Here is a 13,417-nt window from a genome sequence, read left to right as displayed (position 1 = left end):
CTCCTATCTGCGGGTCATCGCGGCGAGGTCCATGAGTCCGGGGCCGCTGGTCTGCTGCTCGGGAGCGGTGCCGCTGCGGTGCGCGGCGCGGTGCTGGTCGGCCAGCGTCATGAGCTGGTGCAGCGTCATGTCCCAGAAGGTGCCGGGCTGAAGGTGGAGGGCGCCGACGGCGAGGTAGTAGCACTCGGCCCAGGGGAAGGCGTCACCGTCTCGACCGGCCGGGCGGCCGGGGCCGCCGCGGCGTTTCCCTCGGCGCTCTTCATCGCCTGCTCAAAGGCGCGGGTGAACGCGGTGACGTACTCGTCGAGTCGGCCGGGGTGAAGCAGGTCGCCCAACTGCCGGCCGTCGCGCCGCTTGTAGACGATCTCGGTCACGTGCCGGGCGCCCTTGGCGTCCTGGTGCTCCCGGACGTACGGCTCGAACATCCCGGACGAGACGGCCCCGGCGCCGATGATCTCGATGAGCGGGCCGAAGGCTGCGCCGTCCGCCTGGATCACGGACTGCACCGCGGCGACGGAGCCGAACCGGGCCTCGATGAGGGCCAGTCCGCGGAACGAGTAGACGAGGGGGACCTCGGTGCCGTCGGCGAGGGTGATGGTGGTGCCGGGGGCGAGCAGGTCGATGCCTGTGGTCATGGTGGTGTGTCCTTGGGTCAGTGCCGGGGTTCGGCCTGCGGGTGGTGCAGGGGCCGGGCGGGCGGTGCGGGGGCGGGCCCGCCCGGCGGGTCTCACGTGACGGCGATGGCTACGGCGGTTTCGTTGATCACCGCGTCCAGCCACTTGCCGGAGGAGATCAGCGGGTCGGCGTCTGCCTCGAACGACACGGTGCGGAAGTCCTCATCGGCGAACCCGACCTCGGGAAACTTGCTGAGGGTGCAGCAGTAGAGGACCCAGTGCAGGTCACCGCCGATGATGTCGGTCCCGTTCGCGGGCGTGACCCCTTCCAACTTGAACGAGGGAAGGGTGCTGGAGCCGGTGAGCGAGTACGTCGAGGTTTGCGCCGGGGTGGTGCCCGTGCTGGTCGTCGTGCCGCCGGTGATGGCCGCCAGAGCCGCGAGCGACAACTTGGCGTGCTCGACCTTGACGGTGATGCCCGAGATCGCCGAGTTGGTCGCAAGCGGCCCGTTGTCGCCGCGGAGCTTCTTCGTCTCGATGTCGCCGCTGATCTCGAACGACTTGATGCCCGGCACGTCGATGGGCACGTCGTACGTGGCGGCGCCGCCTGCGGGGTCCGCGGTGAGCCGGCTGATCTTGGCGTCCTTGACGCCGTACACCTTGGTGATCGGGGAGAGAGGCATTGCGGGGTCCTTCCTGGTGCCGGGGTCCGGCCCACGTGGGTCTGCTACTCGACGGAGAGGTCTGCGGATGGCGCGGCCATGGCCTGCCACGTCTCGTCCCGCGGCGGCGAATCGGGTGGCAGATCGCCCGGCACGATCTCCAGCACGCTGCCGGGGACGAGCGCGGCGAGGGTGTCATCCACCGCCCCGGCGTCCTGCTCGACGATCACGCCGTCGAGCAGGTAGAAGAGGTAGCCAGGCTGACCAGCGGCGGGGAACACGCACACTCCGCCGGTCTGCGTCTCCTGATCTGCGGAGATGCGGAGGATGGGCCGGCCGGTGCGGGGCGGGAGCCGGTTGTCCAGGCTGCGCACCACCTCGTCACGGTCGAGCGGGACGTAGATCGGGGGCATGCTCATGCGGGGATCACCTCGGCGGGTGTCAGGGTCCGCTGCACCTCGACAGTGATCGAGTGGCGGACCCGGTTGTCGGCGATGGGGAACCGGTCGATGTCCCGCACGCGCACGGCTGTGACCGGGCTCGGCGCGGCGGGCAGGGTGCAGCCGTGCAGCGCGACGGCGATGGTCTCGGCGAGGCCGTACCGCTCGGCGTTGCGGGCGCGGGCCGCGCCGGTAGCGGCGCGGGCGTGCTGGACGAGGTCGACGGTGAGCGTCTCGGTGACGACGATCTCGGCGTCAGCGTCGCCGAAATCGCCGCACGCGCCTGCGTTGGTCGTGATGGCCTGCTGCTGGATGACGATGAACGGCGGGGCCTGGCCGTCGCGGGGGCCGTCGCGGAACGCAGGCACCCCGAACGCGAGGCTTTCCAATCGGGCCTTGATGGCGCCCTCGGTCGTCGCGGCCATGGTCACCGCCCCCTGATCTGTTCGAGGTTGCGGCGGAAGAAGAACTCAGTGGCCTCAACCGCCGGACGCAGGAACGGCCGGGGACGGGTGCCGGGGTGGTTGACCTTGGCGACCGGATGAGCAGCACCGGGCCAGTAGAGCGCGCGGCCGTTCTTCGGCACGATCACGTGCGGGGCCGTCCCGTACTCCACCGCCGCGGCGTAGCTCACGTTCGTGCCGACCTCGTACCCGGCACCGCGGCCACGGGTCGGCCGGGCGACGATGGACGACCGCAGTCGGCCGGTGTCGACCGGCGCAAGGCGCCTTGCTTCGTTCTGCACGTCGGTGCCGGTCCGCTCGACCGCGCGCCGCACGTCGGCGGACATCCGTCCGAGGACCCGTCGTAGGCCCCGCTCGTAGGCGCGGGTGTCGATCCGCGCGGATGCCGAGGTGTCGAAGTAGCGGCGGGCCATCACACCCCCCGCAGCAGGGACGGGCCGTGGTTGAGATGCCCGGCGAGAAGGGCGTCCACTTGCGTCGAGCCGGTCGACGCCGATGCGGCGACGGGCGTCGCCGACGGGCCGTCGGTGTTCTCGATGCGGACGTTGTTGCCCTCGTCGTCGACATCGAGGGTGGGGTCCTGCGCGGCGTCGGCGTCGGACGGCGCGGCCTGCGCCTGGATGTGAGCGGCGAGCAGCGCGCACGCCTGCACCACCACCGGCGGAACCGATGCCGTGCCGAACTCCCCTGCCACGAGCACCTGCTCGTGCTCGCCGAGCAGGCTGCCCCACCCGCCGGCCCACGACTCCGCACCGGCGATGAGGTCGTCCCACCCGCCCCACGTGAGGTGGACGGCGTCGACCTGTCCGAGCACGTCAGACGACGTGACGCGGTAGGCCGACGGCGGGAGGGACGGGGCGTCGTCGGCCCCGTCGGTGACCGGGGTCACCGACGAGACCGACCGGACGCGACGCGGGAGCAGCACCAGGCCCCCGGGCGTCACGTCCCCCACCACCACCATGGAGAGGGGCTCAAATTGCTGCCGGGTGTAGGCGGTGATCCGCTCGGTGGCAGCCTCGATCCACGCGGTGACCTCCGGGTCGGTCCCGGTGCACCCCGCGGATCGGGCCTGCGCGACAGAGCAGTACACCGGCGGTCAGTCCTCGGCGCTCTCGGCGGCGAGTTCGCGCGCCGCGGACTCCGTGACGGTGGCGCCCTTGGCGACGATGAGTCGGGCGTGCCCGCCGGGGTGGGTGTGGACGACGGGGCCGTACGGCGCGGCCTGGTCGTCGAGCGCGCGAAATGCGTCGGACGGCGCGGCCTGGCCGACTTCCCATCCGGTGCCGGCGGCGTACTGCTGTGTCTGGACGGTGGCCTGCGGCCGGTCGTCGGTGGTCTTGCGTGCGGCCACGGTGGGCCTCCTCACGGTGTCGTGACGGGCAGGGAAGGATCAGGAAGTGGCCGCGGCGAACGTCACCTTGGTGAAGGCGCGGGGGGTGTGCACGGCCAAGTTGGCGCGGCGCTCGGCGAGGAGAACCAAGGTGTTCGCGAGGAAGAAGTCCGCGTGGCTGTCGGTCATGAGGATGGTGATCCCCTGCCGCTCCCACAGCGTGGCGCCGGTCCGGAACCCTCCAAGGAGCGCGGTGCCCTGCGCCATGGCGACGGTGGTCACGACGGTCAGGCCCCACAGACGCATCGCTGCACCCGGCTCGGTCACCGAAGTGATCACCCGGAATTGGCCGTTGGCGTCGGTGTCGAGTTCGATGTCTTGCCAGTCGATGGGATTCATCACCACGGCGTCCGGCGGGTACAGAGCCAACTCGGCCTGCGTGCGGGCCTTGCGGACCGTGATCAGCTTCGCGTCGGTGCTGCCCACGCCCGGCTGATAGGCGCCGATCCCCGGCGTGGTGAGAATCCCCTGCATCTGCGTAGTGCCGTTGCCGGTGAGGATCTGCCGATCGAGCTGGTACTCAAGGCCGTAGGTAAGCCGGCCGTTGATGTACCCCATCATCTGGCCGTCGTCGTCTGCGGCCTGGCGAGTGATGGGGACCCAGTGGGCGACCGTCTTGAGGCTGGTCGTGATGGTGTCCCACGAGAACGGGCCGGACTGCGGCTTCATGGTGCCTTCGGGCACGACCGTGGCCTTGTTCCACGTGCCAGTGCCGGCGACCGGGCCGGAGGTGTCGCGGACGTATTCGAGGGTGTTGCCGCTGCTGGTCTGCCGGTCGAGGAGGTTGGCGACCAGCAGCGGGAAGTCCGGGTTGGTCGGAATCTGGCCCGGCTGTCGCTGCGGGACGGTCGGCACACCGTTGCCGGTCGTGACGGTGCCGGCGGGCGCGTCACGGTGCTGGACGCTGAACTTGCCCACCATGCCGTTCGCGCGGAACGTCTCCAGTGCCTTGGACCGGACGAACGCCTCGGCCGCGGTGACCGGGTGTTGCCGGCCCTGGTCGTCGGGCTGGTGGCCCGGCTCGGTGCGCCGGTGTTCCGGATGCGGGTCCGGGTCGCCGGCCGGGAGCGCGGCGGCGCGCAGGGCCCGCAGGCGGGCGTCCCGCTGGTTGGCCTGGTCGATCTGTGCGGCGATCTGGTCGGCGCGCTGCATCAGCTCGTCGAGGTCCCCGTCATAGTCGGGGTCCTGGAGCAGGCGGACGATCTCGTCGCGCCGCTCTGTGAGGGTTGGGGCGCCGCCCTTGATGGGGTAGATCGGCCGTCCGTCGCGGCGGCGGCCGATGGGACGCACGCGGTTGCTCATGGCGGTCCTCTCGGTCCGTGGACGGCGCGCAGCCGCCCAGATGTCTGGGGGTCTGCGTCCGTCTGTCACGGCCGGTGGATCGCGCCCGGCATGCCCGTGGCGTTTACGTCCGGTACGGGCGGCCCGGATGCGGCGAGAGTAGAGCAGATGGTCGGCGGACGTCGGGGGGTGCCCGAAGTCGCCCCGTGCGACGGCCGTTTACCTGCGTCGCCGGGCGCCGCGGTGGTGCCGCGGCAGCCCCTTGTAGGGCGCGCTGCGCTGGTTGCGGTGCGCCCACCTCCGTGCGAACGGCATCTTCCGCGCGAACATCGCGCGCCACTGCGCCTTCGACACGAACCGCCGCGCCATCACGACACCCCCGTCAACCGCAGCAGCGCCGCCCGCCGCCGACGCTGAGCGAGACGCTGGGCGTTGAGCGTCTGGCCCTGCTGCTCGGCGGTGGCCTGCTCGTCAAGAGACGGCGGGGCCGGCGCGGCTATCTCCTCGTACAGGGCGCCGAGTACGGAGCGGACCGTCTTCAGCTTGGAGCCGGGGACCGCGGCCATGCGTGCGGTGATCTGCGAGACCTCGACCAGCCGGGCCCCGCGGATGTTCTCCACCGTGTCGGCCCGGTCCTCGTCGCTCATCTGCGAGAGCTTGTCCCAGTCGGGCAGGTCGGTCCGCACGAATCCCACCGACAGTTCCGGCGCGCTGCCCGACCGAGCCATAGTGCGCGCGTCCCGGCCGGCCGCGGTGTCGTCGTACCGGCCCGTGATGTAGAGGTGATCATCGCGCTCCTCGGCACGGAACGTGCCTACTGGCCGTGTCGGATCGTGCATGAAGAGCAGGGCGTAGTCCCGGCGGTCGATACCGCGGTGGAAAACGCCGGGCTGGAAGGTCGTGCCGTAGGAGTCCCGGCGCCCGTACCGGCACGCGAACCCTTCGAACGTCCCGTCGTCACCGTCCCCCACGCGAAACTCAACGGTCTCGACCGCGCGGTACTCAAGGGCCTCGGTCATCGCTGCTGTCCTTCCTGTGCCCGGCGGGCGGCGTGCTCGGCGTACTGCTCGGCGACCGCGTCCATCAACGGGCGGTGGGCGGGCGATTGAGCCGGCGCGTACCGGTACGTCGCCACCCCGTCCGCCTCGCGGTCGAGGACGTAGACGATCCGGCCCCGGGCCAGCGCCAGCGTTCGGGGCAGAGTGCCGTCTGGGGTGCGCATCACCGCCCCGCGCTGGCCGTCGTACGGGCCCCGGCGCACCTCGCGCAGCGGGACGCCCGGCGGCCGGTAGGCGTTGCGGTACTGCTCGTGCTCGGCGGCCTGGAGCACGCACGGCACTTCGCCGCGCAGCAGGGTTGCCACGTCAGTTCTCCTCGAACGAGTAGGTGAGAGTGCAGCGGCATTGGATCGATTGGGACGCGGGCGCGGTCGGGTCCGCGGGCCACCGGCTTTTGGTGAGCGTGAACCGCTTGTTCAGCGGCACCGACCGGCCGTTCTCCTCGCGGTGCGTCTCTCGGGTGCGTTGATCGACGGTGGCCAACCAGGTCTTGCGGACGGCCCCCGCGTCGAGCGCGGCCGTGTGCGAGGCGGCGTTGTACCCGCCGACCGTCTCGGTCCGGGCGATCATCGTCGCCCGGAAGTCCGAGAGGTTCGCGAACACTGTTTGGATCCGGGCCCGCAGCTCTGGCACCGACTCGCCCTCGGCGACGCCGTGCGCGAGGATCTGCGACCGGAGCACCTGTTCCGTGGTGGCCGTTACCCGGTCGGCGAGTTCGTCGATGCGGTCCCGGAGGGCGTCGGACACGGCCGGCTCGTCGAGGTCGAACGCCGCGGTGATCGATGCCCCGCCGCGGCGCCATGCTCGTTCGACGAACGGGCGCAGTACCTCGCGGGTCCGGCGCCGCCAGTAGGAGCCGTCGAACAGGTCCCGAACCCGGATGCGCTGCTCCCACCCCTCCGGGCCGGTCGCTACGTCGAGGTCGGTCATCCGGTCCGCGGTCGTCTCCTCAGGGTCCGGCGGGGCGAGGCGGACGGTGTCCTCGCGGGCAAGCGCGCACGCCTGCGTGCGGACCTCGTCCAGCCACGCGGCGGACCGGTTCGGCTTGCCCATGAGCCGGTCGAAATCCCGTAGGACGCGGGTCTGCTGCTCACGCGCGAGGGACCGCACCGCGGCGCGGCCAGCAGCCTCCAGCACGTCGTACGCCTCGGCCACCTCGGCGGGCGACGGCGACGACGCGGCGTCGTCGGCGCGCGCCAACTCGGGCCGGACGGGCGCCGGTCGGGCGTCGCCCTGCGTCTGCTCCAGCAGACGGACGAGGGCCTGCTCGACCGCTCGGCCGCGGGCATCCTCGGCGACGAGCAGGCGGGAGAAGTCGGCATCCCACGACCGGGCGGCGTCGGCCGCCGGCGCGCCCTGGACGGGCGCCCACTGCGCGCGGTACGGGGTGAGGGTGTGGGCACCGATCCCGCCCGGTAGTGGCTCTCTGCCGAGTTCGGCGCGTGCCTCATCGATCGTGAGGATGTCGGAGTACACCGAGGCTCGGGTCCTGTTGGCCACAGAGTCCTGCGCCTCTCGGAGAGCGGTCACTCCGGAGAGGTCCCACTCGGCGTCCTCGGCATCGGATGGGAGTAGGACGCGGTCGATCTCGCTGCCGATGATCTCCAGTTTGGGGACGATGGTGTCGGACCAAAGCGTCGTCTTGGCCGCGCTGCGGTTCTCGTACGTCGTGCCCGCACTCAGGTAGTCGTGCGGCACGCCGAACGCGAGCATCACCTCGGCGACGTTGGCCATCCGCGATTCGAGGTAGTCCATCTCTTCAGCGGTGAGGCCAACGCGGACGTACTCGACGCCCTTGCCCTGCGATCCGGGCGGGGATCCCACCACCAGCGTTCTGCCGGTGTTGGCCGGTCCCTGCATGGACGAGCGCCAAGCGGCGCGGGTGGCGGCGAGGTTCCGCTCGTCCATGTCCCCGACGTACAGGACGCCGGTTGGCGAGGCCCCGTTGGCGTAGCTGGAGCGCTGCCACTCCCGGGCGTAGGCGTCCATGTCGACTGCGTGCCGGGCGGCCTTCCACGGGGCGAGGCACCCGAGCGGGTCGAACGGGTGCGGATACCTCAACCACAGCATCTCGTCCGGCAGGACAGGTACCTGCACCCCGTCGAGCCGGCGGATCACGAACCCGATCACGTCCGCCGTCGTCGGCCGCTGGACGACCGGCTTGGACACGATCACGTCTACCGGGTCGTACACCGGGTGCATCGCGGTGATCGGGCCGAGCCCGGTCTCGCCGCGGTCGAGCCAGACGAACGCCTGCCCTGCCAACTCGCTCTGTTGCAAGATCAGGGACTTGAACACCCGCGCCGACATCTGCTCGTTGGGCCGCTTGTTGAACAGGCGGGCAACCGGGTGCCCCGTGATCTCCGCGCCGTCCGGCCGCCGCACTACCAGCGGAACGCTGCTGCCGTTGTCGGCGATGGCGGCCACGCACCGGTACGCCACCGCGGAGTGCGCGTACCCGCGGGCCTCGGCGTCGAGGTCCAGGGTGAGCGATTGCTGTCCGCCGACGGATGCCACGGTGACGGGGCGGCGGTCCCGCAGGGTGTCGAGGCCGCCGCCGGGCGCGGCGCGCCGGCCGATGGCGGCGTCGAGCACGTCTCGGAATCGTCCCACTGGTGGCCTCCTATGCGACCGCGGCGAGGTTGCCCGCCGAGGCGAGCATCAGATCGGTGAGGGCCCACACCATGGCGTCGAGCCGGTCGGGCGAGGCATCGCCGGGCACCCAGGTGGCGAGCTGTTCTTCAAGGGTTGGCAGGCTGGTGACGATGTGCGCGGCCTGCTGCTCGAACAGAGCGGCGACCGGCTCGGCCCTGGTGCTCTTCCCGCGGGAGGCCGTGACCGTGCGGTAGTTGACCGTCGGGTCGACCTGTCGGACCACGGTGCCGATCCACTCCCCGCCGTTGTTGACCTCGGCGACGATCGCGTCCGCCCGGTGCGCGTGGTACGCCTGCACCGCGCGGCGGGCCGCCTCGATCGGGGGCATCCGCCCCGAGAGGTCGTCGAGCACGTAGCCGTGCTGCCGCACGGTGCCGTTGCGGTCCGGTACGTACTGCTGGGACAGGCCAGCCACGATGATGCCCATCTCGTCGGCCTCGTCGGTCGAGGTGGCCGCGGGGTCCACGGCGACGACGAGGCGGGCGGTGTCGGGCATCGCGCCCACGCGGGTGGTGTCGAGCAGGCCCCACGACCAGAGTGCGCCCTCGACTTCGGTGATGACCTCGCCGTCGAGTTCCTGCCGCTCCAGTCGGGTGCCGGCGTACTGCGCGATGAGCTTGCTTCGCATGAGCGCGGGGAGGTGGGTGGCGTCGCGGGTCCGGCCGCGGGTGACGAGCACGTCGTCCCGGGCGAGGAGATCGCGAATCTCCCGGCGCGGCTTGGGCGTTGTCGACGCGATGTAGTGCGGCCGGGGCCCGATCCGCAGGCCCATCGCGGAGTGCGTGAGCGCGTCGCCGAGGCGGCGCATCGCCGCCGCTTCCTCCAGCCAGACGAGGCACCGGTTACCGCCGGAGCGGAGACGCTCGATGTCGTCGGGGGAGTGCGCCCCGAAGAGTTTCGCCTCGGCCCCGGACGGCCACCGCACGTGGGTGCCGCCGACCGTGGTCCGCACCACGATCCGCGGGTCATGAGCCCGGAGTCCGGACGGGCCGTTGACGGCCGACTCGACCGCGTCACCCTGCGTCGGCGCGATGATGGAGAGTCGGTGCCCGCCCGGTACCCGGTCATCGCAGGCAGGGCCGTTGACGTGCTCGACGACGTACCGGGCGCAGCCGTCAGTCTTGCCGGTGCCGCGCCCGCCGAGTTGCAGCCACATGCCGTGGGTTTCGATGTCGTCGGGGGCCACCTGCCACGGGTACGGCGTCCACGCGTCCCACCGGTCGTGCCAGAGCCGGTTTGCGAGGCGGTCGCGCAGCGCGCGGAGCGCGGCCGGGCTCATCCGCTCCAGCCGCGCCCGCTGCTCCGCGGTGAGGCTCACCGGGCGGCCCGCTCGGCGATCTCGGCGGCGAGGGCCTCGACTTCGGCCGTGAGGGCGTCCGTGAGTTTGGCGTCGACCTTGACGGGGGCGTCGAGGCCGAGCAACCGCGCGTGCCGGTCGAGGGCTTTGATGATGACCTCGGCGGCGCGGGCATCCCCGGTGATCGCCTTGGGCATGAGGCCGTCAAGCAGCGCCTCAAGGGTCGCCAGTTGGCGACCGATCTCGGCGTCGCGTTCCTCGGCGGCGGCCTGCGCCCACCGGCGCATGCCGCGGACCCATGTCTCGTGGACCGTCTTGACGTTGAGGTCGAGGGCGGCGGCGATGTCCCGGAAGGTCATGCGGCGGCGGACGCGCATCACGATGACTTCGTGTTCGCGCGCCGTGGCTACCTGCTCGTTGATCTTCGTTGCCATGCCCGGTCGCCTCCCTGGTCGGGAGGGTACGGAGTTTCCAGTTCACGGATCCGGGGGTGCCCCAAGTCGCCTGTCGGGCCGCTCCCTTGGCGGGGAGCGGCTGGCCGGGCGTCAGCAGGCGTCGAAGCGCCAGCTCCAGCCCTCGCGTGTCCATGGCTGGTCGTGCTGGTCGTACTGCGGTTCGCCGACGCCGTACGAGACCCGGGCCATGTCCCCCGAGAACTTGTCGATGGTGAACGTCTTGACGGTGCGGGTGCCGCTCGTCTTGTGGGCGCGGTCGAGCAGCATTCCAAGGCCAGGCTTGGTGATCTGCTCCCGGCACCGGGTGGAGATCAGGCTGTACGCCGTCGTCACGTCCGGTTTGAAGTAGGCGGCGGTGTAGGTGCGGACGGCCTTTTCGAGGTCGGCGCGGGCCTGGTCGGCGGTGGCCGACGGCGCGTGACTGGCGGGTGGATGCTTCGGCATCTTGTCGGCGGTGCTGCTGCATGCGGTGAGTGCGATGGGCAGCAGTGCGGCGAGTGCCGCGGTGGTGGCGCGTGTGCGCATGGTCCCCCCTTGGACGCGTGCTGGTGGGCGCATCGTGGCACGCGCGGGGGCGAGATGTGAGGGAAATGCGAAGGCTCCGCGCCCGGCTGGAGCCGGGGCGGAGCCTTCGAGGTGCGCCTCGTGCGGGGCCCGCGGTCTACGCGGTGCGCGGGGTGGGGAGCGCGGGCGGGTAGGTGGCGAGCACGGGCTCGTGCTCCTCGACCTCGGCCCTGATCTGGCCGCGGATGGTGGAGTCGCCCACCCGGCCGTGCCCGGCGGCGATGAGCGCGTCCCGGATCATGGCGGTGCCGGGCCGGGTGCCGCCGTCGTAGAGCGGGCGGATCGCTGTGCACCGCGGGTCGCGGTAGACGATCGTGGGCGTCGACTCGGCGGCGCTGGTCGACGGGGCGACGACGGGTGTCGCGGCGAGGTGCAGCAGGTGACCGAGGACGAGCGGCGGCACGCACGAGACGCTGATCACGAGCCACGCCGGAGCGTTCGGGGTCGCCGACCAATGCCCGGTCACGAAGAGATGCGACACGGGTTGTGCAGCCATGGCTGCGCCGAGGGCCAGCCACGCGCCGACGATGGCCGAGGCGCGGCCGGCCGCGCCGGACGGGCGGCGGGATGCGACCACCGCGGCGATGCCGGCGTAGGCGGCGAGGACGGACGCCATGCCCCACGCGAGGTGGGTGTCCCATCCGGCGAGCACGCCGAGGTGGTGCTCGCCGGGGGCGCACATGACCATGACGATGACGGCGACGATGGGCCGGCCGGCGTCGGTGAACAGGGCGGCCCACCACGGGATAGCCGCGGGGGCGGGCCGCGCGGGGGCGGTGGTGCGGCGGGGTAGGCGCCCGCCGAGGGCGATAGGTCTACGCTGTGCGTTGGCCATGGAGACTTACCTCTCCTGGTCGGGCCCTCGGAGTGCAGCCACACGCCGGGGGCCGTTTCGTTGGCGTCGTCGGTGCGCAGACGCACGTCAGACGGTAGAGAGGGGTACCCCTCTAGTGCGTGAAGGGTACCCCTCTCGCCCCGCCGGGCTGGGCCGTACTCTCCGATTGGGAGGTGGCCGAGGTGGCTGGTGAAGCGGACGCGGTGCGCGCGGCGGTGCGCGCCCTCGAAGGGATCGCCGACCCGATCGAGCGGGCGCGGGAAACCTCGGTCCTGCTCCGGGAGTGGCCGGAGCTGCACCGGTTCGTGCGCGAGGTCCGTCAACAGGCGGTGCTCGGCGCGCACGGTGACGGGCGGACGTACGACGAGATCGGGGCCGAGATCGATACGAGCGGCTACCGGGCGTCGCAGATCGCCCGAGGGAAATAAGCCTCGCCTGACCGCAGTTGGCCACCTGGCTAGCTTTCACGGGATTGCACGCCCGAGTCGCTGCGCTGGATGGCGGCGCCGCGAGTGACCTTCCTCACGGCGACACGATGGGCGCTTGTGATCTAAGTCACGATCACGGGCGGGCTTTGACACGTCCGCACCAGATTCTGAACGTCGAACTAACTCGGCGTTTCCGCAGGGCGTTAACGCATGGCTCTGACGTCACCGCTGGTGAACGCGAATCAGGTGCCGTCGCGAGGCCGGCCGGCCTTTACCGCCCATGCCAATAACGGCCAGCGGACCGCCCTTTGTCATATGCCATTGTCTGCCACTTTGTTTTTCCAACTATCTTTACTGGAGAAAAATTCGGCGCGAACAAAATTTGAGACCCCGTCATACCGCATGCCAGTCTGGGCGTGAGTTGATCGAGGGCCCACAGAGGGTCATAACGGGCAGCCCTGCTGTCAGGAATGGGGATATATGCAGAGGAGTTGGCGATGGTGGAGGACCTACCGCCGCTGGGTGGAGATGATCTCCCTGACCCTGGGGGTGATCCTCATACTGGGTAGGCTGGCCCTGGTCCTGGCACGCCTGGACTACACGTTCCATCACTGGTCCTGACCGCCCCCATAGCCCCTGCCACGGAGTGAGGGGCGGACCGGACCCCTGAGAGGGTGGAGCCGTTCGCAGGGCTCCACCCTTTCTCGCCTACATATCCGGGATTTTCACCCCCGGAGCGTGGGCTAACGCCATTAACCCGCTTGATTCGCTTGATGTCAACGCGATCGATCAACGTCTAGCACAGTCAACGCCCCATCCACCGGTCACGTTAGCGAGGCGGACGAGGTGCTCGACATGGTCACGGAGTAGGCCACGCTTGGCGTCGAACAGGACAACTGCGGCTCATGTGGGACAGGGGGACGAGTAGGGACTTGCGGTAGACGTGGCCGATTGTGTCGGCCGTGCGGGGGCGCAAGGCGAAGGGCCCCGAGAGTGCCCCGAGGCCCTTCCATGCTTACCCCTGATCGACGTGCTGAGCTATCGGCGGCGCTGCCAGACCAGCCAGGCCGCTACGCCACTCGCGGCGCCGGCAATGGCCTGTCGCATGTCGACGACGCCGAACGCCGCCGTGTAACCGGCTACGTAGCCGGCGGCGAGTGCCACGGCGACCGCCTTCGGCAGCCGGGGCCCGTGGCCACCAGCCGCCAAAGGCTGCATACTCGTCATTGGTTACCTCCTGGTTGGAGTCGGGTGTGTGACCATCCGCCGCTCCC

At 70.9% G+C, this 13,417-nt stretch carries 17 protein-coding genes and 1 pseudogene; 1 reads left to right on the top strand and 17 read right to left on the bottom strand.

From position 1 onward, the window contains the following. Positions 1–3: 3 nt before the first annotated feature. The 16 genes and pseudogenes from ACIQE0_RS07450 to ACIQE0_RS07375 all read right to left on the bottom strand — a co-directional run. Positions 4–144: pseudogene (locus ACIQE0_RS07450) on the bottom strand (hypothetical protein); the annotation flags it as partial. After that, positions 126–635, bottom strand: a complete 510-nt coding sequence (locus ACIQE0_RS07445; RefSeq protein ID WP_402329723.1) for a hypothetical protein — start codon at positions 633–635, stop codon at positions 126–128. The pseudogene ACIQE0_RS07450 and the gene ACIQE0_RS07445, both read right to left, overlap by 19 nt. A gap of 92 nt (positions 636–727) precedes the next feature. Continuing rightward, positions 728–1,297, bottom strand: coding sequence for a phage tail protein (locus ACIQE0_RS07440; protein ID WP_402329722.1), 570 nt, complete (start codon positions 1,295–1,297; stop codon positions 728–730). 44 nt (positions 1,298–1,341) lie between these two features. Then, the gene (locus ACIQE0_RS07435) at positions 1,342–1,695 is read right to left on the bottom strand and encodes a hypothetical protein (RefSeq protein ID WP_402329721.1); all 354 of its coding nucleotides are present in this window, start codon (positions 1,693–1,695) and stop codon (positions 1,342–1,344) included. Beyond that, complete coding sequence (locus tag ACIQE0_RS07430; RefSeq protein WP_402329719.1) at positions 1,692–2,141, bottom strand: hypothetical protein; 450 nt, start codon at positions 2,139–2,141, stop codon at positions 1,692–1,694. The genes ACIQE0_RS07435 and ACIQE0_RS07430 overlap by 4 nt, the downstream gene beginning before the upstream one ends. A gap of 2 nt (positions 2,142–2,143) precedes the next feature. Continuing rightward, positions 2,144–2,593 carry an HK97-gp10 family putative phage morphogenesis protein gene (locus ACIQE0_RS07425; RefSeq protein WP_402329718.1) on the bottom strand — a complete coding sequence of 150 codons (450 nt, stop codon included), beginning with the start codon at positions 2,591–2,593 and terminating at the stop codon, positions 2,144–2,146. Next, entirely contained in the window at positions 2,593–3,270 is a 678-nt protein-coding gene (locus ACIQE0_RS07420; RefSeq protein WP_402329716.1) for a hypothetical protein, read from the bottom strand. Before ACIQE0_RS07420 ends, ACIQE0_RS07425 begins: the two co-directional genes overlap by 1 nt. A 6-nt stretch (positions 3,271–3,276) precedes the next feature. Continuing rightward, the gene (locus tag ACIQE0_RS07415; protein ID WP_402329714.1) at positions 3,277–3,531 is read right to left on the bottom strand and encodes a hypothetical protein; all 255 of its coding nucleotides are present in this window, start codon (positions 3,529–3,531) and stop codon (positions 3,277–3,279) included. 39 nt (positions 3,532–3,570) lie between these two features. Then, entirely contained in the window at positions 3,571–4,872 is a 1,302-nt protein-coding gene (locus ACIQE0_RS07410) for a phage major capsid protein (RefSeq protein WP_402329712.1), read from the bottom strand. Between the two features lie 347 nt (positions 4,873–5,219). Beyond that, entirely contained in the window at positions 5,220–5,870 is a 651-nt protein-coding gene (locus tag ACIQE0_RS07405; protein WP_402329710.1) for an HK97 family phage prohead protease, read from the bottom strand. Continuing rightward, complete coding sequence (locus ACIQE0_RS07400; protein ID WP_402329707.1) at positions 5,867–6,214, bottom strand: hypothetical protein; 348 nt, start codon at positions 6,212–6,214, stop codon at positions 5,867–5,869. Before ACIQE0_RS07400 ends, ACIQE0_RS07405 begins: the two co-directional genes overlap by 4 nt. 1 nt (position 6,215) lies before the next feature. Beyond that, the gene (locus tag ACIQE0_RS07395; protein WP_402329704.1) at positions 6,216–8,522 is read right to left on the bottom strand and encodes a phage portal protein; all 2,307 of its coding nucleotides are present in this window, start codon (positions 8,520–8,522) and stop codon (positions 6,216–6,218) included. Positions 8,523–8,532: 10 nt separating this feature from the next. After that, complete coding sequence (locus ACIQE0_RS07390) at positions 8,533–9,882, bottom strand: terminase large subunit domain-containing protein (RefSeq protein ID WP_402329702.1); 1,350 nt, start codon at positions 9,880–9,882, stop codon at positions 8,533–8,535. After that, the gene (locus tag ACIQE0_RS07385) at positions 9,879–10,295 is read right to left on the bottom strand and encodes a hypothetical protein (protein WP_402329700.1); all 417 of its coding nucleotides are present in this window, start codon (positions 10,293–10,295) and stop codon (positions 9,879–9,881) included. The genes ACIQE0_RS07390 and ACIQE0_RS07385 overlap by 4 nt, the downstream gene beginning before the upstream one ends. Before the next feature lie 111 nt (positions 10,296–10,406). Then, entirely contained in the window at positions 10,407–10,841 is a 435-nt protein-coding gene (locus ACIQE0_RS07380) for a hypothetical protein (RefSeq protein ID WP_402329697.1), read from the bottom strand. 136 nt (positions 10,842–10,977) lie between these two features. Beyond that, entirely contained in the window at positions 10,978–11,715 is a 738-nt protein-coding gene (locus tag ACIQE0_RS07375; protein WP_402329694.1) for a hypothetical protein, read from the bottom strand. Between the two features lie 182 nt (positions 11,716–11,897). Here ACIQE0_RS07375 and ACIQE0_RS07370 point away from each other — a divergent pair, with 182 nt between their 5' ends. Next, the gene (locus ACIQE0_RS07370) at positions 11,898–12,143 is read left to right on the top strand and encodes a hypothetical protein (protein ID WP_402329692.1); all 246 of its coding nucleotides are present in this window, start codon (positions 11,898–11,900) and stop codon (positions 12,141–12,143) included. A gap of 1,038 nt (positions 12,144–13,181) precedes the next feature. Here the strand turns inward: ACIQE0_RS07370 and ACIQE0_RS07365 are convergent. Next, positions 13,182–13,370 (bottom strand): hypothetical protein, encoded by a 189-nt coding sequence (locus ACIQE0_RS07365; protein ID WP_402329690.1) that lies wholly within the window; start codon positions 13,368–13,370, stop codon positions 13,182–13,184. Positions 13,371–13,417: the final 47 nt, after the last annotated feature.

It is taken from the genome of Streptomyces sp. NPDC093097 (genome assembly GCF_044754325.1).
Classification (GTDB): Bacteria; Actinomycetota; Actinomycetes; order Streptomycetales; family Streptomycetaceae; genus Streptomyces.
This window is presented reverse-complemented; position numbering and strand designations above follow the sequence as displayed.

Excerpts from the sequence above, each read along its gene's own strand:
- ACIQE0_RS07410 (WP_402329712.1), bottom strand. The coding sequence starts at position 4,872 with ATGAGCAACCGCGTGCGTCCCATCGGCCGCCGCCGCGACGGACGGCCG.
- ACIQE0_RS07445 (WP_402329723.1), bottom strand. The coding sequence starts at position 635 with ATGACCACAGGCATCGACCTGCTCGCCCCCGGCACCACCATCACCCTC.
- ACIQE0_RS07440 (WP_402329722.1), bottom strand. The coding sequence starts at position 1,297 with ATGCCTCTCTCCCCGATCACCAAGGTGTACGGCGTCAAGGACGCCAAG.
- ACIQE0_RS07385 (WP_402329700.1), bottom strand. The coding sequence starts at position 10,295 with ATGGCAACGAAGATCAACGAGCAGGTAGCCACGGCGCGCGAACACGAA.
- ACIQE0_RS07405 (WP_402329710.1), bottom strand. The coding sequence starts at position 5,870 with ATGACCGAGGCCCTTGAGTACCGCGCGGTCGAGACCGTTGAGTTTCGC.
- ACIQE0_RS07430 (WP_402329719.1), bottom strand. The coding sequence starts at position 2,141 with ATGGCCGCGACGACCGAGGGCGCCATCAAGGCCCGATTGGAAAGCCTC.
- ACIQE0_RS07425 (WP_402329718.1), bottom strand. The coding sequence starts at position 2,593 with ATGGCCCGCCGCTACTTCGACACCTCGGCATCCGCGCGGATCGACACC.
- ACIQE0_RS07380 (WP_402329697.1), bottom strand. The coding sequence starts at position 10,841 with ATGCGCACACGCGCCACCACCGCGGCACTCGCCGCACTGCTGCCCATC.
- ACIQE0_RS07375 (WP_402329694.1), bottom strand. The coding sequence starts at position 11,715 with ATGGCCAACGCACAGCGTAGACCTATCGCCCTCGGCGGGCGCCTACCC.
- ACIQE0_RS07435 (WP_402329721.1), bottom strand. The coding sequence starts at position 1,695 with ATGAGCATGCCCCCGATCTACGTCCCGCTCGACCGTGACGAGGTGGTG.
- ACIQE0_RS07365 (WP_402329690.1), bottom strand. The coding sequence starts at position 13,370 with ATGACGAGTATGCAGCCTTTGGCGGCTGGTGGCCACGGGCCCCGGCTG.